Consider the following 16,791-nt stretch of genomic DNA (forward strand, 5'->3'; position numbering starts at 1 on the left):
TATTACATGCTCGGCCCGCGTCCCGTCCGCTGTTCCTTCTCGATCCGCTCCTGGCACGCGGTGCGGGTCTTCTGGGACCGGGTTGCGGATTCTCAGCGACGACGATTGATTCACCACCGTCGTTCCCGCGCAGGCGGGAACCCAATTTTGCATGCGTATCGACCATGCGTACAACTTGGATCCCCCCCCTGTGCGGGGATGACGGTGATCCGCGCAAGCGAAGGTATTACATGCTCGGGCCTCGTCCCGTCCGCTGTTCCTTCTCGATCCGCTCCTGGCAAGCGATACACGTCCGCACCGTCGGCGTCGCCAGCAACCGCGCTTCCGGAATGTCGCGCCCGCACGATTCGCAGATGCCGATCGCGCCCGCTTCCAGGCGCCCGATCGCGGCGTCGATCTCGTGCAGCAGATTCGCCTCGTGCTCGGCCAGGTGTTCCTCGTTATGGCTGAGCATCTCGCCGGCCGGCGCGTCGTCGTTCTGGCCCATGTGGGCGTTCGGCGAGATCGCCGGGCGGTCGTCCGTATCGCCATCCGTGCGGGCACGCACGGTGGCCAGCGCGTCCTCGCGCGCCTTGTGCAGGCGCTGGCCGAGTTGCTCGTGGAGTTCAGGTGAAATTGGCGGCATGGTCATCGTCCTCTTCGTTGTCAAAAGCGTCGGGTCAGTGTGGCGGACCATGGAGCGTCATGTTTGACGCACCTCATATCGTCCATTTAAAACGCCAGTCTGCTTTCAGCAACATCGAGGAAGAAGCCGGCTCCTTCCCTGGACCCAATCTGGAATTTTTGATTCACATCAAGGATTTGGAGCCCCCAGGAAACCTACCCTGACGGTGTCGTCTTTCTTATTCTTCAGGGAGTGCACCTTGGACAGCAGTCTAAACTATAACTACAAGATCGTGCGCCAGTTTGCCGTCGCAACTGTCGTCTGGGGCGTGATCGGCATGCTCGCGGGCGTGTGGATCGCCGCGCAGCTCGCCTGGCCGGCATTGAACTTCGATATCCCGTGGCTCACGTACGGCCGCCTGCGGCCGCTGCACACGAACGCGGTGATCTTCGCGTTCGGCATCTGCGGCCTGTTCGCCACCTCCTACTATGTCGTGCAGCGCACGTGCCAGGTCCGGCTGTTCTCCGACCGGCTGGCCGCCTTCACGTTCTGGGGCTGGCAGGCCGTGCTCGTGTCGGCCGCCATCACCTTGCCGCTGGGCTTCACGCGCGGCAAGGAATACGCCGAGCTGGAATGGCCCATCGCCATCCTGATCGCCATCGTGTGGGTCGCATACGCCGTCGTCTTCTTCGGCACCATCGTCAAGCGCCGCGTGCAGCACATCTACGTCGCCAACTGGTTCTTCGGCGGGTACATCCTCGCCGTCGCCATCCTCCACATCGTCAACGGCATGTCGATGCCGGTGACCCTGTTCAAGTCGTACTCGATGTACGCCGGCGTGCAGGACGCGATGATCCAGTGGTGGTACGGCCATAACGCCGTCGGCTTCATCCTCACGGCCGGCTACCTGGGCATGGTCTACTACTTCATTCCGAAACAGGCCGGGCGTCCGGTGTACTCGTACCGTTTGTCGATCGTGCACTTCTGGGCCCTGATCTTCACCTACATGTGGGCCGGTCCGCACCACCTGCACTACACGGCGCTGCCCGACTGGACGCAGTCGATCGGCATGGTGTTCTCGCTGATCCTGCTGGCACCGTCGTGGGGCGGCATGATCAACGGGATCATGACCCTGTCCGGCGCCTGGCACAAGCTGCGCTCGGATCCGCTGCTGAAATTCATGATCGTGTCGCTGTCGTTCTACGGCATGGCCACGTTCGAGGGCCCGATGATGTCGATTAAAACGATCAACTCGCTGTCGCACTACACGGACTGGGGCATCGCCCACGTGCACGGCGGCGCGCTGGGCTGGGTCGGTTTCATCACGATGGGTTCCCTGTACTACCTGATCCCGCGCCTCGCCGGCAAGAAGCAGATGGCCAGCATGGCGCTCGTCGAGACGCACTTCTGGCTCGGCACCATCGGCATCGTGCTGTACATCGCCGCGATGTGGATCGCCGGCGTGATGCAGGGCCTGATGTGGCGCGCCGTGAACCCGGACGGCACGCTGACCTACACCTTCGTCGAAGGCGTCAAGGCGACGTATCCGTACTACGTGATCCGCTTCGGCGGCGGCCTGATGTACCTGACCGGCATGTGCCTGATGGCGTACAACACGTGGCTGACGATGCGCGGCACGCAGTCCGTCGACGCCCGCATCCCCGCACTGCCTTCGCATGGCAAGACGCATGCGGTCCCGGAACACGCCTGATAGAACACGCAGGAGCATAACCATGAAATTCACCCATGAGTGGATCGAGAAGAACCCCTGGCTGCTGATCGGCCTCGTGCTGGTCGTGGTCTCGTTCGGCGGCCTCGTCGAGATCGTGCCGCTGTTCTTCCAGCATTCGACCACCGAACCCGTCGCCGGCCTGAAGCCGTATTCGCCGCTGCGCCTGGCCGGCCGCGACGTCTACATCCGCGAAGGCTGCTACAACTGCCACTCGCAGATGATCCGCCCGTTCCGCGCCGAGACCGAGCGCTACGGCCATTACTCGGTCGCGGGCGAATTCGTCTACGACCACCCGTTCCAGTGGGGCTCCAAGCGCACCGGCCCGGACCTGGCGCGCGTCGGCGGCCGCTACTCGGACGAGTGGCACCGCACCCACCTCGACAACCCGCGCGACGTCGTGCCGGAATCGAACATGCCCGGCTATCCGTGGCTGGCCACGGCCAAGCTGGACCCGCAGTCGATCGTGCCGAAGATGCGCGCGATGCAGCGCCTGAATGTCCCGTACACGGAACAGGACATCAAGGACGCGCCGGCGCAGCTGGCGGATAAAACGGAGCAGGACGCGCTGGTCGCCTACCTGCAGGGTCTCGGCACCCAGATCAAGAATCGGAACTAGGAACCGACATGGCCATCCAACATATTTTCGACGACGCGAGCCGCGTGATGACGGTCGTGAGTTTCACCACCTTCCTGGGCATTCTTGCGTGGACCTTCCTGTTGCGCAGGGAGCGCGACTTCGCCGCGACGGCCGCGCTGCCGTTTGCCGACGATGACGAGGTGGAGGACGACTATGTCTGACTTCACGAGCGGTTTCTGGAACTGGTACATCGTCCTGATCACGGTGCTGGGCATCGCCGGCTGCGCGATCTTGCTGTGGTCGCAGTCGCGCCACAAGGTGCGCCTGGACGAACACGGCCAGCCCGAGAAGACGACGGGCCACGTGTGGGACGAGGACCTGACGGAACTGAACACGCCGATGCCGCGCTGGTGGATGTTCATGTTCTACCTGACGATCCTGTTCGGCATCGGCTACCTGGTCCTGTACCCGGGCCTCGGCAGCTATGCGGGCCGCCTCGGCTGGCAATCTGCCGGCGCGTACAAGCAGGAGCTGGCGCGGGCCGATGCCGACTACGGTCCCCTGTTCGCGCAATACCTGAAGCGCGACCTCAAGGACGTGGCGAGCGACCCTCAGGCCCACGCCATCGGCGAACGCCTGTTCCTCACGTATTGCGCGCAGTGCCACGGCTCGGATGCCCGCGGCAACAAGGGCTATCCGAACCTGACGGACACCGATTGGCTGTACGGCGGCGAGCCGTCCGTGATCAAGGAAACGATCATGAAGGGCCGCAACGGCCAGATGCCGCCGATGGGCGCGGCGCTCGGTGCCGACACGGACGTGGAGAACGTCGCGCACTACGTGATGAGTCTCTCCGGCGCGCCGGCCGACCCGATCAAAGTCGCCTTCGGCGAGCCGAAGTTCGCAGCCTGCGCCGCGTGCCACGGCCCCGACGCGCATGGCAATCCGATGCTGGGCGCGCCGAACCTGGCGGACAAGGTATGGCTGTACGGCGGCAGCGCGGAGACGATCATGGAGACGATCCGCAAGGGCCGCAACAACACGATGCCCGCGTGGGGCGAATTCCTCGGCGAGGGCAAGGCGCACGTGCTGGCCGCCTACGTCTGGTCGCTGTCCAACGCGCCGGGCACGCCCCACGAGGTGGCGGCAAAATGAACGCGCGCGCACCCAAGGAGGCGGTCATCAAGATGTACGCCAAGCGCGAGGACATCCATCCGCGCGAGGTGAAGGGGCCGTTCGCCACCCTGCGCTGGGCCTGCGTCTGGCTCACGCAGGCGCTGTTCTATGGCCTGCCGTGGCTGTCCATGCACGGCCGCCAGGCCGTGCTGTTCGACCTGGGCGCGCGCAAGTTCCACCTGTTCGGCCTCGTGCTGTGGCCGCAGGACTTCATCTATCTCGCCGGCCTGCTGATCATCTGCGCCTACGGGCTGTTCCTCGTGACCGCCGTGGCGGGGCGCGTGTGGTGCGGCTATGCGTGCCCGCAGACGGTCTACACGGAGATCTTCCTGTGGATCGAGCGCCGCATCGAAGGCGACCGCAGCGCACGCGTCCGCCTCGACCGCCAGCCGTGGACGCTCGAAAAACTGGGCAAGCGCGGCGCCAAGCACCTCGCCTGGGGCACGGTCGCGCTGTGGACGGGCTTTACCTTCGTCGGCTATTTCACGCCGATCCGCGCGCTGGGCGACGCCGTCGCGCACCTGGGCCTCGGCTCGTGGGAAGCGTTCTGGATCCTGTTCTACGGCTTCGCCACGTACGGCAACGCGGGCTGGATGCGCGAGCAGGTGTGCAAGTACATGTGCCCGTACGCCCGCTTCCAGAGCGCCATGTTCGACCGCGACACGCTGATCGTCAGCTATGACGCGGCGCGCGGCGAACCGCGTGGCATGGCGCGCAATACCGCGAAGGGAGATTGCATCGACTGCAGCCTGTGCGTGCAGGTCTGCCCCGTCGGCATCGACATCCGCGACGGCCTGCAGTACGAGTGCATCGGCTGCGCCGCCTGCATCGACGCCTGCTCCGGCGTGATGGACAAGGTGGGCCGGCCCCGTGGCCTGATCCGGTATTCGACCGAGAACGCACTCGCCGGGGGCTGGAACGCGAAGCAGATCCGCGCCCGCCTGCTGCGCCCGCGCACGCTCGGCTACGGCCTCGTGTTCGTCCTGATGGCGGCGGGCCTGGGCAGCGCGCTGGCGCTGCGCACGCCGCTGAAGCTGGACGTGATCCGCGACCGCGGCTCGATGGGCCGCGAAGTCGAAGACGGCAAGATCGAGAATGTGTACCGCCTGCAGCTGATGAACACGGGCGAACGTCCGCACCGGTTCCACATCGGCGTCGCCGGCATCCCGTCGGCCGCCATCGCCGACGAAGACCTCGTCGAACTGGACGGCGCCTCCGCGCGCGCGGTGCCCGTGCGCGTGCGCGTCGACCATGGCGCCGCACGCACGGGATCGAATGCACTGACGTTTACCGTGACGGCGCAGGACGATCCCGCACTGCGCGTGACCGAGAAGGCCGTCTTCATCGTGCCGCGCTGAACTGATAAGGATAGAACATGCACGCGACTCCGACTCCCTGGTACACCCACCGCTGGCCGTGGCTCCTGATGCTCGGACCGGCGACCGTGCTGGCGGGCGGCGGCTACGTGGCCTGGCTCGCCGCCGGCCACCCGGACGCCCTCGTCGTCGACGATTACTACAAGCAGGGCAAGGCCATCAACCAGGACCTGCGCCGCGACCGCGCGGCCACGGCACTGGGCCTGTCGCTGCGGGCGGAATACGATCCGCGCGCGGGCACGCTGGCCGGCCGCCTGGCGGGACAAGCGGCGCCGTTCACCCTCTACCTCGCGCATCCGACCCTGCCGCGGCGCGACCTGCGCGTGTTCGTGAAGCCCGCGCCGGACGGCTCGTTCAGCGTCGCGCTGCCGGACCTGGAGCGGACGCACTGGCAGGTCGTCGTGGAAGGGGCGTTGCGCGACTGGCGGCTGGCCAGGGGGTGGGATGGCGTGGGGCCGCTGGCGATCGTGGCGGACAAGCCCTGAGCGGCATTACAACGCCTGGCCGAGGCGCTTCTCCAGCTGGCCGCGGTAGGTGCGGCTGACCTTCGTCCGGCCGCCGTGCTTCAGCACGACGTCGAACTCGCCGTGCGAGATGGGTTCCAGGCGCAGGATGCTCTCGAGGTTGACGATGGCCGACCGGTGGATGCGCACGAAGTGGGCGGGATCCAGCTTGTCGGCCAGCACATGGATCGGTGACCGGTACAGCAGCGCCTTGCCGCCGACGTACAGGTTGACGTAGACGCCGACGGCTTCGATCCAGTCGATGTCCGTCGTCTTGACGATGTGCGTGGCGCCCGTGGTTTTCACCACCAGCCGGTCCCAGCGCGGAGGTTCTTCGGCGGGACGGTGTTCTTCCAGCCGCGCGAGGACGCGCCGCATGGCCGCCTCGAAGCGTTCGTCGCTGAACGGCTTCAACAGATAGTCGAGGGCGCTGGCCTCGAACGCGCGGACCGCATACTGGTCGTGGGCGGTGACGAAGACGGTGACGGGCATGCGGCCGGCACCGACGGTGGCGACGACGTCGAGGCCGGACGGCCCGGGCATCTGCATGTCCAGGAAGACGGCGTCGGGGCGCTGGTCGGCAATCATCCGCACGGCTGTCGCGCCGTCCCCGGCCTCGAGCACCTCGCCGACTCCGTCCACCCTGGCCAGCAGGTCGACGAGACGCCGCCGCGCCGGCGCTTCATCGTCGACGACGAGTATCTTCAATGGACTGGCGGGCGGCATGCGCGGCATCTCCTCGTTCAAGTCAGGGGCAGGACGATCGTCGCTTCCGTGCCGCCGCCGGCATGGGGCGCGATGGCGAACGCGCTGGCGCCGGACGGATACATGGCCGCCAGGCGGTCGCGCGTCACGCTGATGCCCAGTCCGCGCGCCGCGTCCATCGTCCAGCCGGGCGGCAGCCCCACGCCGTCGTCGGTCACGCGGATCTCGACCTGGTCGCCGACGCGCCGCGCCGACACGTCGACCTTGCCGCCGGACGCGCGGACCGCAATGCCGTGGCGGATCGCGTTTTCCACCAGCGGCTGCAACAGCAGCGACGGGACGCGCGCGTGCGCCACGTCGGGCATGACGGACACCGTGACGGCCAGGCGCTCGGCGAAGCGCATCCGGTGCAGCGCGAAGTAATGCTCGAGGAACTCGACCTCGTCGGCCAGGCTCACCTCACGCCGGTTCCGGGTGTCGAGCGTGAAGCGCAGCAGGTCGCCCAGGTGCTCGATCATGCGGCGGGCCACCCTCGGCTCGTGCTCGACGCACGCGGAAATGCCGTTCAGCGCGTTGAACAGGAAGTGCGGATCGAGCTGGGTGCGCAGCGTGTTCAACTGGGCTTCGAGAAAGCCGCGCTGCAAGCGCTCGATCTGCAAGGCGTCGACGAGCACCCGCCGGTAGTATTTCAGGCCGGTCAGCGCACCGATGATGATGCAGTACACGAGCATCGCCCAATAAAACCAGTCGAGCAGGCCCAGGGGCTGGCTCCAGGGATCCCAGTCGAGCAGGCCAAGCCGGTCTTCCACGGCCGCCGCCGTCAGCACGTACAGCGCCGTCAACGCCAGACCGCACACGGCATGGGCCGCCAGCAGGGGCAGGGCGCGTTGGAAAGTCGTTGCGAGGCGGTCGTGCAGACGCTTGATCAGCGGCGTCAGCGCACCCCATAACCAGCAATTGATGGTGACGGACAGCAGTGCGCTCCAGCCGGCGCCGCGCAGGATGTACGGCAGCGCGAACACGCCGCCGGCGGCCGTGCAGGCAAGGATTGCGACGACATAGCGTGAGGTGCGACGTTTCACTGGTTGATCGTTGACGTGTAAGCGGCCGGCGCACGGGAACGGGGCGCCGCCCGTTCGATGGGCGCCGCAACCGTCTCGCAACAGCGGAATCCGGACTGTGACAAAGCCATTGTAAATACCTATTGCACTCCGGCATTCTACCCAAAAAAACGGAGACCTCAACCCATGCCCACCATGAAATCCCATTACGAAGCCCTCGACGGCCTGCGCGGTACGGCCGCGCTCTGCGTCCTCATGTTCCATTTCTGGGAAATGATGGTGCCCGACATCGCCCACAACCCGATGGGCCATGCCTTCCTGGCCGTCGATTTCTTTTTCGCGCTGTCCGGATTCGTTCTCGGCCACGCCTATGACGCGCGCCTGGCGCCGCACGCCGCGCCCCGCGAGGCGCTGTCGCTGTCCGGGTTCTTCAAGCGCCGCCTGATCCGCCTCCATCCGATGACGCTGGCGGCGCTGGCGATCAGCGTGACGGTGTACCTGCTCGATCCGTTCGTCGGCGACACCCAGCGCATCGGCGAAAAGATCTCGCTCGCGGCGTTCGCCGGCACGATCGCGCTCAGCGTGCTGTTGCTGCCGACGCCGAACGTGCCGAACAGCTTCGGCGAAACGCATTCGCTGAACGGCCCGTGCTGGACGCTGTTCCAGGAATACATCGCCAACGTCCTGTACGGCGTCTTCGGGCACCGGTTGACCCGCCGCCTGCACGTGGGCCTGTGCGTGCTGAGCGCCGTCGCGCTGGCGTGGACGGCGCACCATTTCAATGACCTGAGCCACGGCTGGGGATGGGCCGATTTCTGGGCCGCCCCAGTGCGCCTCGCCTGTCCATTCCTGGCGGGGCTGCTGGTGTACCGGACGGGGTTCCGGCTGTCGGTGCCGCAACCGTTCGTCGTCCTGTCGCTGGTGTTGGCCGTGATCTTCGTGGCGCCCCAGATGGGCGCCTGGAACGGCCTGTTCGAAGCGGCCTGCGTGATCGTCGTGTTCCCGCTGGTCCTGGCCGCGGGCGCGGGCGTGACCCGGACCGACGGCGCGATCGGCGCCCTGTGCCGGTTCATGGGCGAACTGTCCTATCCCGTCTACGTCGTCCACTACGCGTTCGTCTACCTGTTCGCGCACTGGAACTGGAATACGCATCCGGCGCCTGCGCGGGTGGCGCTGGTGGCGGCGGGTTCGCAGATCGGCATCGTGCTGCTGGCGTACGCGTTGCTGCGCTGGTTCGACCGGCCGGTGCGTGCGTGGCTCACGCGGAAGTATGCGGGGCCGGTTCCCGTTTCCGCCACGGTGGCTGAGGTAAACGCGTAACCCCGGCCCTCTTGCAGACTCATCCATGATAGATTGCCATCGCCAGGCTTACCGAGCCGGCGACTACCACTATCCATGGAAAAGAGAGAGATGCCCGAGAACCATCTTCACGCGCGCGCCCGCACGGCCGCCGCCATCGCCACCCTGTTCGTTCCCCTCGTCCTCGGCACCGCCGCGTCAAACATCGCGGCGGCCGCGCAAACCGCACAGGCGGTCAAACCCGACGCCGCCTTCGACACCTGGTCCGACCGGTTCGCCGCCGACTGGGTCCGCGCCAATCCGCAGCTCGCCACGTCGACGCAATACTTCGACGGCGCCGAACAGGACGCGTTGGACCGCCAGCTCACGCCGTTGACGCAGGCGCACCGCAACAAGATGATCGCGCTGGCGCGGGCCGGCGTGGCGCGCCTCGACAAATTCCTCGCCGGACCGCTGGGCGAAGAGCAGCGCACGTCGGCGTCCGTGATGCGCTGGAGCCTGGCCAACACGGTCGCCAGCGCGCCGTACGAGGATTACCAGTTCGTCTTCAACCAGTTCGGCGGCACGCAGGTCGGCCTCGTCAACTTCATGACGACGACGCATCCGCTGCGTCGCGCGTCCGACGTCGCCAGTTACCTGGCGCGCCTGGACCAGGTGGCCACGCGCATGGACGAAGCCCTCGCGCGCGCGCGCGCCGCCACGGCGCGCGGCCTGGTCCCGCCGCGCTTCATCCTCGAGCGTGCGCAATACCAGGTCGACCTGTTCCTCAAGCCGGCGGCCGAGCAGAACGTCCTCGTGACGACGTTCGCCCAGCGCACCGAAAAGCTCGCGGACCTCAAGCCGGAGGCGCGCGCCAACGCCATCGCCGACGCCACCCGCATCGTCGAGACGAAGATCCGCCCCGCGTACCTGCGCGTGCAGGCCTACATGGCCGAGCTGCACCCGCAGACAAACGACACGGCCGGCATCGCGCGCCTGGCAAACGGCGCGGCCGCCTACCAGCAGGCGCTGAAGACCTACACGAGCACGAACCTGACGGCGCAAGAGATCCACGCGATCGGCCTGCGCGAAGTGGCGCGCATCGAGGCCGAGATGGACAAGCACCTGCGCGCCCTCGGCTACGCGGAAGGCGGCATCGAAGAGCGCATGAAGCAGCTGGACGCGACGTTCCAGCCCAGGACCGCGGGGTCGGGTAACCCAGATCCGCGCCCCGAACTGCTGCAGCGCTATGCAAGCATCGTCCAGGACGCATTGAAACGCAGCGACGCGCTGTTCAACCTGAAGCCGCACGCGCCGGTCGACGTGCGCCGCGAGCCGCCGTTGACGGAGCCGTCGGCCGCGGCGCATTATTCGCTGCCCGCGCCGGACGGCAGCCGCCCCGGCATCTTCTGGGTGCCGATGCGCGGGCCCACGTTCGACGTGATCCGCATGCGCAGCCTGTCCTACCACGAGGCCGTCCCGGGCCACCACTTCCAGCTCGCGATCCAGCAGGAGCGCACGGACCTGCCCAAGTTCCGCGCCCAGCGCATCTTCGGCGGCGGCAGCGCGCACAGCGAAGGCTGGGCGCTGTATGCGGAGCGGCTCGCGGTGGAGCAGGGCTGGTACGAGGGCGACGTCGCGGGCCTGCTGGGCGCCCTCGGCTCGGAACTGTTCCGCGCGCGCCGGCTCGTCGTCGACACGGGCCTGCACACGAAGGGCTGGACGCGCGAGCAGGCCATCGCCTACGGCATCGGCGCGCAGGAAGTCGAGCGCTACGTCGCGTGGCCGGGCCAGGCGTGCGCGTACATGATCGGCATGCTGCGCATCGTCGAAATGCGCGAACACGCGAAGCAGGAACTGGGCGCGACGTTCTCGCTGCCCGCATTCCACGACGTCGTGCTGCGCAACGGCTCCGTGCCGCTGGACGTGCTGGGCGAGATCGTCGAGCGCTGGATCGCGGCGCAAAAGCACGCTTGAAAGCAGGCCTGGAAGCGGGCCGCGTGATCAGCGGCTGGCCGCCAGCGCCTGCAGGCGGGCGATCGTCGTGGCCGGCGTCACGCGGTCGTCGCGCCAGAAATCGCTGATGATGGCCCGCATGGCGTCTTCCACGGGCGGCGGCTGCGACATGTTGATGCTCGGGACCAGGACGCCGGTGCGCGCCGCGTGCTGGAACGCCGCCCTGGACGCTGCCGCGCAGCGGTCATGGCGGCCGAGATCGACGTCGGTCCGGACGGGCAGGGCGCCCTTGTAGAGGTTGAACCGTTCCTGGATGTCCGGACGCAGGAGCGCGGCGGCGAGGTGACGCTGCGCGCCGACCTTCGCTTCGCCCTGCACCTTGAACATCACGAACGAATCGACGTCGAACACGAACGCGTCGGTGGCGCCCGGCACCGGCAGGCACTCGAACTCGAAGTCCGACGTCTTGCGGGCCTCCATCAGCACCGGCTTGTTCCAGTCGCCCATGAATTGCATGCCGGCTTTGCCGCTGGTGAGCAGGGCCGACGCCTGGATCCAGTCGTTCTGGTAGGCCGAGCGGCCGGTATAGGATTTGATCCGCCTGAAGGTCGCCAGCGCGCGTTCCATCGTCGGGCTGGTCAGCGCGGCCGGTTCCAGTTGCACGAGCGCTCGCCGGTAAAACTCCGCGCCGCCCAGGCCGATGACGACGTTTTCGAACAGGCGCAGGTCTTCCCAGGGCTGCTCGCCGTGGGCCACGGCGATGAAGCCCGCGCGCTTCATCCGTTCGGCGGCCTGGAAAAACTCGTCCCACGTCGTGGGCGCCTTCGCGCGCGCCGCTTTCAGGACGCGCGCGTTAATCCACAACCAGTTGTTGCGGTGGAGGTCCACGGGCACGGCGACGTAGTGCCCGTTGTATTTCATGCGCGCGCTGATCGCCTCCGGCAGGACCTTGTCCCATCGCCCGGCGCGCGCGATGTCGTCGAGGTTGGTGAGGTACCCGGCCTGCGCCCACGCGGCGATGGCGGGCGCCTTCATTTGCGCGGCGGTCGGCGGGTTGCCGGCCGCGACCCTCGATTTCAGCAGCGTCAGCGCCATGCCATTGCCGCCGCCGGCGACCGCGAAATCGCGCCAGGTCTCGCCCTCCTGCGTCAGCGTCGCTTTCAGGAAGGCGATGGCCCTGGCGTCGCCGGCCAGGTCCCAGTAATGGAACACTTCCAGCTCGCCCGCCCGGGCCGTCGTCGACGCGCACAGCGCCAGACATGCCGCCAGGGCGGCGAATACTCGCGAAACAGTCATGCGCCCAACCTTATCACAAGGCGGGCCGCGCATCCACGCCGTCAGTCGGGCGACAGGCGCAGCATCACCACGCCATGGGCAGGCACCGTCAACGCCAGCGGCTTGCCGGTGTCGCCCGTGGCGCCGGTCCACAAGTCGGTGAAGCGGTGGCGCTTCTGCCCGAAGTCGACGCCGTTGTTGCTGACGCGGTCGGACAGCGCATGGCTGTTCCAGTCGAACCGGTAGCGCCGCGCGTGGTCGGCGCGATTGAGGAACATGAGCGCCCATTCGCCGTTCGCCAGCGGCTTGGCATACATCTCGAGCTGGCCGTCGTTCATGAAACGCCAGGCCTGGATGCCCCGTTCATCCTGGTTCACGGCGATGACGGCGCGGTTGGTCAGGATCGCGCGCGTGGCGGCCGACATCGATCGGATGTCGTTCCCCGCGATCAGCGGCGAAGCCATCATGGCCCAGATCGAGAAGTGGGCCCTGTCCTCGTCCTCGGTCATGCCTTTGCCGACTTCCAGCATGTCCATGTCGTTCCAGCGTCCGGGGCCGGCATGCTTGCGCAGGCCAGCCTGCTTGTCGAGGATGGGCAGCACGCCGAACGACGACCAGTCGCCGTGATTGAATTCGCAGTCCCAGCACGGATAGATGTCGCCCGTCGTGCGCCACGAATGGCCCACGTCGCCGGCCCATTCCCAGGGCTTGTTGTCGCCCCATTCGCAGATCGACAGCAGGACGGGGCGGCCGGCGGCGCGCAGCGCGTCGCGCATCGTCGTGTAGCCGCCCTTCGCGCTCAGGCCCTCGGTATTGCACCAGTCGTATTTCAGGTAATCGATGCCCCAGGCGGCGTACGTGAGCGCGTCCTGGTACTCGTGCCCGCGGCTGCCCGCGTGGCCGCCGCACGTCTTGTCGCCCACGTCCGAATAGATGCCGAGCTTGAGCCCTTGGGCGTGGACGTAGTCGGCCAGCGCCTTGATCCCGGACGGGAAGCGCTGCGGATCGGCGTGGATGAAGCCCTGCGCATCGCGCTCGCCCTGCCAGCAATCGTCGATGTTCAGGTACACATACCCGGCATCGCGCATGCCGCTGGCGACCATGGCGTCGGCGGCGTCGCGGATCAGGTTTTCGTTGATGTTGCAGGCGAACGTGTTCCAGGTGTTCCAGCCCATTTGCGGGCGCTGCGCCAGTTCGGTGAACTTGCCCGGGGTGCCGGGCGCCACCGGGACCGTCACGCCCTGCGCGTACGCCTGGTGCGAGATGGCGCCGCCGAGCAGCAGGACGGTGAAGAGTGCTTTCAACATAGGATGATGATTCCGAATAAAAAAGGCGCGCGCCGGGGAGGCGCGGCCGCAAGGCCCGGTTGCCCGGGCAAGGAGATCAGAGCGTGGGGATCAGAACGTGTAGCCCACGCGCAGGCTGTAGCGCGGTCCGGAGACGAAGACGGCGCGCACCTTGTCGCCGATACCCTGGTGCATGGTCTGGCTGTAGCGGGCGTCCGTCAGGTTCTGCGCCTGGAAGTCGAACTTCAGGTTCTCGCTGAACTTGTACGAGACGCCGCCGTCCAGCTGGCCGTACGCGTCCGCCCACAGCGGCAGGCCCCAGGCGAGGTTGTGCTGGCCGAAGGTCGGGCTGGCGGGATTGGTGTCGGTACCGTTGCTGCCCTGCGTCCCGTTCGTGTTGGTGCTGAGGAGGTAGCGCGAGCGCCAGTTGTAGGCCAGGCGCGCCGACCACGGTCCCTGGTCGTACAGGATCGCCAGGTTGTAGGCGTTCTGGGACAACTGGGGCAGCGGCAGGTTGCCGAAGGCACGTCCGTCGATGTCGCAGCCGTTCAGGTTCAGGTTGATGTTCGCGGCGTTCTGTCCGCCCGAGCAGTATTCGCTGAAGACCGGGTTGTACAGGCTGCGCTTGCTGTGGACGTAGGTGTAGTTCGCCGCCACGCCGATCCCGCGCAGCCAGTCCGGCACGTTGTCGAAATACTGCTGGTAGGCGATCTCGCCGCCGCGGGCGATGCCTTTCGCGCCGTTGACCGGCGACGTCACCAGGAATTGCTGCGTGTTCCCGTTGATATCCTGCAGGCCCACCGACGTCGTCTGGTTGATGATCACGTCCTTGAGGTGCTTGTCGAACAGCGCCAGCGTCAGCGATCCGGATTTGGCGAAGTACCATTCCGCGGTGACGTCGAGCTGATTCGACGTGATCGGGCGGAGCGCCGGATTGCCCTGCGCGTTGCCGGTCCGGTTCACGGCCGTCACGTTCACGACCTTCGTCTCCTCGTTCACCGACGACACGATTTCCTGCGACAGCGTCGTGTAGGCCTGCAGTTGCGAGAAGTCCGGACGCGACATCGACTTGCCGTAGGCGAGGCGGAACTGCAGCGTGTCGCTGGCCTTCAGGCGCAGGTTCACGGTCGGCAGGAAGTTGTTGTACCTGTTCTCGACATCGCTCTTGTTCAGGTAAGCGGGGATGTAGGGAACCGGGATGCCGGTGGCCTGCGTGCCTTGCCCGAACGGCGCGCCCGGCGTGTACGACATGTAGCCGGTCGAGTGCGAGCGGGTCTGCACGTAGCGCAGGCCGACGTTGCCGTCGATCGGGTATTTCAGGTCGTCGAAGCCGAAGCGCAGCTGCGTGTAGAACGCCCGGGTCTTCTCTTTCTGGTCGTTGGTGCCGGCCGGGTTGTCGCCGCCGAATTTCGCCGCCTTCCAGATCTGGCACGGGTTGCCGCCATCGCCGCCATTGGCCGCGATCCGCTCCGGGCACAGGATCGCGTCGTGGTAGTCATGCAGCGTCTGGTACGAACCCGGATAGCCGCTGGCCACGCTCGGCGCCGGGAACACGACCGCGGGGACGCTGACGTCGCCGCCGAAGAAGTTGTTGAACTGTTGCGTCACGTGCGGCGCGTTGAAGCGCGGGTCGTTCAGGTAGGCCAGTTTCGGAATGTCCCAGCCCAGCAGCCACGGCGGCGTCACCCCGGCCCAGTTCCAGCTGGGATCGGAATTGACCGTCCGCGCTTCGCGTTCCGTCAGGCGCACGCCGAAGCGCACGTCGCGCAGCACCGGATGGTCGAACGCATAGCGCGCATCGCCCTTCCAGGCCTTCATGGTGCCGGCGGTCTTGTCGAGGTGCTCCATGGTCGACTCCCAGTAGTAATTCGCGGGATCGGCCAGGAAGGCGCGCTGTGCATCGGTAAAGTTAATCTTCGGCAGGCTGCCGCGCAGGTCGAGGCTCTCGTTCGGCATCAGCATGCCCAGGCCGACCGCCGAGGTGAAGTGGCTGCCGGTGGAGCGCACGTGCTGCAGGTCGCTCGTCAGCGTCCAGTTGTCGGCCACCCTCCATTGCACGCTCCAGGACACGTCGGTGGTCTTCGAATCGCCCTTGTTGAAGCCGCCCGCATTGCTGAACGGGATGCCGCCGTTCGTGGTGTCGCTGATGGTGCCCGTGACGAACGCGCCCTTCGCGTCGTACACGGTATCGGGGCTCACCTTCAGGTCATACGGGCTGGCCGACGAGAAGATCGACTGCTCGTTCGCGCTGTCCTTGTAGCGCGACTGGAAATAGGTCAGGTGGCTCTGGAGGTTGTCGCGCTTCCACTGCAGGGCGCCGTAGGCACCTTGCCGCTTGCGGTCGTACTGGTAGTTGCGCCATTGCGCGCCTTTCGGGATCCACACCGTGCGGCCCGGCTGGATGTCGGTGCGCGGGAAGAAGGGTTCGAACTGGAACGTGTCCGTCTGCGTGGAACTGTCCGACGACGCGATATCGACCAGGGCGCCGAATTCGCCGAAGCCGGTCTTCCAGCGGTTCGAGTACAGGCCGGACAGGGAAGGATCGGGCTTGCCCTTCCTGAGCGTGGAATGCGTCGCCTCGACGGACAGCGCGCCGCGCTGGCCCTTGAAGTCGAACGGCAGCGCCGTGCGCAGGTTGACGAGACCCGAGATGCCGCCCTCGGTCTGCTCCGCCGACGGATTCTTGTAGACGTCGACGCCGGCCATCAGTTCGGGCGGGATGTCGCCCCAGCTGATCGAACGGCCGCCGTTCGATGCGAACGCCTCGCGTCCATTGAGTTCGGAACGGACGTAGTTCAGGCCGCGGATGTTGACGCCGGCGCCCTCGACCGAGAAGCGTTCGTTGTCGCCCGCCTGGCGGTTGATGCTGATGCCGACGACGCGCTGGAGCACCTCGGTGACGGAGCGGTCCGGCAGCTTGCCGATGTCGTCGGCGACGACCGAATCGACGATCTCGTCGGCATCCTGCTTGAGTTTTTGCGCCGAGGCCAGCGCGGCGCGCTGGCCGGTCACGACGACGACGGCCTTGCCTTCATTGTCCGCTTGCGCGTGCGCCATGCCCGTTCCCCACGCCAGGTGAGCGACGGCGAGTGCGATGGCAGTCTTGTTGGTGCGTTTCATGTGTCCCCTTCTGGTTGTCCAGCCGTCGAGTGCGGCGATTACCGGTGTGCATCCACGTAAATCCGGCGCCAATAAAAAAACATCTTGCAAAAGACAATTTATTAACGCCGGATGTACGAATTATTGATGCCGGGGTTTGTCG

The 16,791-nt window shown here is 66.6% G+C and carries 14 protein-coding genes; 8 read left to right on the forward strand and 6 right to left on the reverse strand.

Annotated elements, in window-relative coordinates:
• Positions 1-226 precede the first annotated feature (226 nt).
• Positions 227-625, reverse strand: a complete 399-nt coding sequence (locus ACEN9H_RS09635; RefSeq protein WP_056136008.1) for a TraR/DksA family transcriptional regulator — start codon at positions 623-625, stop codon at positions 227-229.
• Between the two features lie 238 nt (positions 626-863).
• Here ACEN9H_RS09635 and ccoN point away from each other — a divergent pair, with 238 nt between their 5' ends.
• Genes ccoN through ACEN9H_RS09665 form a run of 6 tightly spaced genes read left to right on the forward strand, consistent with a single transcriptional unit; the run spans position 864 to position 5,950 of the window.
• Positions 864-2,315 (forward strand): cytochrome-c oxidase, cbb3-type subunit I, encoded by a 1,452-nt coding sequence (ccoN, locus tag ACEN9H_RS09640; protein WP_413674584.1) that lies wholly within the window; start codon positions 864-866, stop codon positions 2,313-2,315.
• 22 nt (positions 2,316-2,337) lie between these two features.
• Positions 2,338-2,952, forward strand: a complete 615-nt coding sequence (gene ccoO / locus ACEN9H_RS09645; protein ID WP_056135689.1) for a cytochrome-c oxidase, cbb3-type subunit II — start codon at positions 2,338-2,340, stop codon at positions 2,950-2,952.
• A gap of 8 nt (positions 2,953-2,960) precedes the next feature.
• Positions 2,961-3,134 (forward strand): CcoQ/FixQ family Cbb3-type cytochrome c oxidase assembly chaperone, encoded by a 174-nt coding sequence (locus ACEN9H_RS09650; RefSeq protein ID WP_082577408.1) that lies wholly within the window; start codon positions 2,961-2,963, stop codon positions 3,132-3,134.
• Complete coding sequence (ccoP, locus tag ACEN9H_RS09655; protein WP_413674585.1) at positions 3,127-4,068, forward strand: cytochrome-c oxidase, cbb3-type subunit III; 942 nt, start codon at positions 3,127-3,129, stop codon at positions 4,066-4,068. Before ACEN9H_RS09650 ends, ccoP begins: the two co-directional genes overlap by 8 nt.
• Entirely contained in the window at positions 4,065-5,447 is a 1,383-nt protein-coding gene (gene ccoG / locus ACEN9H_RS09660; protein ID WP_413674586.1) for a cytochrome c oxidase accessory protein CcoG, read from the forward strand. The genes ccoP and ccoG overlap by 4 nt, the downstream gene beginning before the upstream one ends.
• A gap of 17 nt (positions 5,448-5,464) precedes the next feature.
• Positions 5,465-5,950 carry a FixH family protein gene (locus ACEN9H_RS09665; protein ID WP_413674587.1) on the forward strand — a complete coding sequence of 162 codons (486 nt, stop codon included), beginning with the start codon at positions 5,465-5,467 and terminating at the stop codon, positions 5,948-5,950.
• 6 nt (positions 5,951-5,956) lie between these two features.
• On the opposite strand, the gene ACEN9H_RS09670 is transcribed toward ACEN9H_RS09665, so the two are convergent.
• Together ACEN9H_RS09670 and ACEN9H_RS09675 are read right to left on the reverse strand one after the other, a co-directional pair.
• Positions 5,957-6,694, reverse strand: coding sequence for a LytR/AlgR family response regulator transcription factor (locus tag ACEN9H_RS09670; RefSeq protein WP_413674588.1), 738 nt, complete (start codon positions 6,692-6,694; stop codon positions 5,957-5,959).
• A 17-nt stretch (positions 6,695-6,711) separates the two neighbouring features.
• On the reverse strand, positions 6,712-7,755 hold the full coding sequence (locus tag ACEN9H_RS09675; RefSeq protein WP_413674589.1) for a sensor histidine kinase: 1,044 nt from the start codon (positions 7,753-7,755) through the stop codon (positions 6,712-6,714).
• Between the two features lie 165 nt (positions 7,756-7,920).
• Between ACEN9H_RS09675 and ACEN9H_RS09680 the strand changes: the two genes are divergently transcribed.
• Both ACEN9H_RS09680 and ACEN9H_RS09685 read left to right on the forward strand, forming a co-directional pair.
• Positions 7,921-9,054, forward strand: a complete 1,134-nt coding sequence (locus ACEN9H_RS09680; protein WP_413674590.1) for an acyltransferase family protein — start codon at positions 7,921-7,923, stop codon at positions 9,052-9,054.
• A gap of 90 nt (positions 9,055-9,144) precedes the next feature.
• Positions 9,145-10,989 (forward strand): DUF885 domain-containing protein, encoded by a 1,845-nt coding sequence (locus ACEN9H_RS09685; protein WP_413674591.1) that lies wholly within the window; start codon positions 9,145-9,147, stop codon positions 10,987-10,989.
• Between the two features lie 27 nt (positions 10,990-11,016).
• Here the strand turns inward: ACEN9H_RS09685 and ACEN9H_RS09690 are convergent, their stop codons facing one another.
• The 3 genes from ACEN9H_RS09690 to ACEN9H_RS09700 form a co-directional block, all read right to left on the reverse strand.
• A complete protein-coding gene (locus ACEN9H_RS09690) occupies positions 11,017-12,264 on the reverse strand; it encodes an ABC transporter substrate-binding protein (RefSeq protein ID WP_413674592.1) in 1,248 nt (415 codons plus the stop codon).
• Between the two features lie 41 nt (positions 12,265-12,305).
• Entirely contained in the window at positions 12,306-13,550 is a 1,245-nt protein-coding gene (locus ACEN9H_RS09695; protein WP_413674593.1) for a glycoside hydrolase family 27 protein, read from the reverse strand.
• 90 nt (positions 13,551-13,640) lie between these two features.
• Positions 13,641-16,649: a TonB-dependent receptor gene (locus ACEN9H_RS09700; protein WP_413674594.1), complete on the reverse strand. Its 3,009-nt coding sequence runs from the start codon at positions 16,647-16,649 to the stop codon at positions 13,641-13,643.
• Positions 16,650-16,791 lie beyond the last annotated feature (142 nt).

Source organism: Massilia cellulosiltytica (assembly GCF_047325105.1).
Lineage (GTDB): Bacteria > Pseudomonadota > Gammaproteobacteria > Burkholderiales > Burkholderiaceae_D > Telluria > Telluria orientalis.

What these genes read in the sequence shown, in the direction of transcription:
- ACEN9H_RS09635 (WP_056136008.1), bottom strand. Translation starts at nt 625, where the DNA reads ATGCCGCCAATTTCACCTGAACTCCACGAGCAACTCGGCCAGCGCCTG.
- ccoO (WP_056135689.1), top strand. Translation starts at nt 2,338, where the DNA reads ATGAAATTCACCCATGAGTGGATCGAGAAGAACCCCTGGCTGCTGATC.
- ACEN9H_RS09650 (WP_082577408.1), top strand. Translation starts at nt 2,961, where the DNA reads ATGGCCATCCAACATATTTTCGACGACGCGAGCCGCGTGATGACGGTC.
- ccoP (WP_413674585.1), top strand. Translation starts at nt 3,127, where the DNA reads ATGTCTGACTTCACGAGCGGTTTCTGGAACTGGTACATCGTCCTGATC.
- ccoG (WP_413674586.1), top strand. Translation starts at nt 4,065, where the DNA reads ATGAACGCGCGCGCACCCAAGGAGGCGGTCATCAAGATGTACGCCAAG.
- ACEN9H_RS09665 (WP_413674587.1), top strand. Translation starts at nt 5,465, where the DNA reads ATGCACGCGACTCCGACTCCCTGGTACACCCACCGCTGGCCGTGGCTC.
- ACEN9H_RS09670 (WP_413674588.1), bottom strand. Translation starts at nt 6,694, where the DNA reads ATGCCGCCCGCCAGTCCATTGAAGATACTCGTCGTCGACGATGAAGCG.
- ACEN9H_RS09680 (WP_413674590.1), top strand. Translation starts at nt 7,921, where the DNA reads ATGCCCACCATGAAATCCCATTACGAAGCCCTCGACGGCCTGCGCGGT.
- ACEN9H_RS09685 (WP_413674591.1), top strand. Translation starts at nt 9,145, where the DNA reads ATGCCCGAGAACCATCTTCACGCGCGCGCCCGCACGGCCGCCGCCATC.
- ACEN9H_RS09690 (WP_413674592.1), bottom strand. Translation starts at nt 12,264, where the DNA reads ATGACTGTTTCGCGAGTATTCGCCGCCCTGGCGGCATGTCTGGCGCTG.
- ACEN9H_RS09695 (WP_413674593.1), bottom strand. Translation starts at nt 13,550, where the DNA reads ATGTTGAAAGCACTCTTCACCGTCCTGCTGCTCGGCGGCGCCATCTCG.
- ACEN9H_RS09700 (WP_413674594.1), bottom strand. Translation starts at nt 16,649, where the DNA reads ATGAAACGCACCAACAAGACTGCCATCGCACTCGCCGTCGCTCACCTG.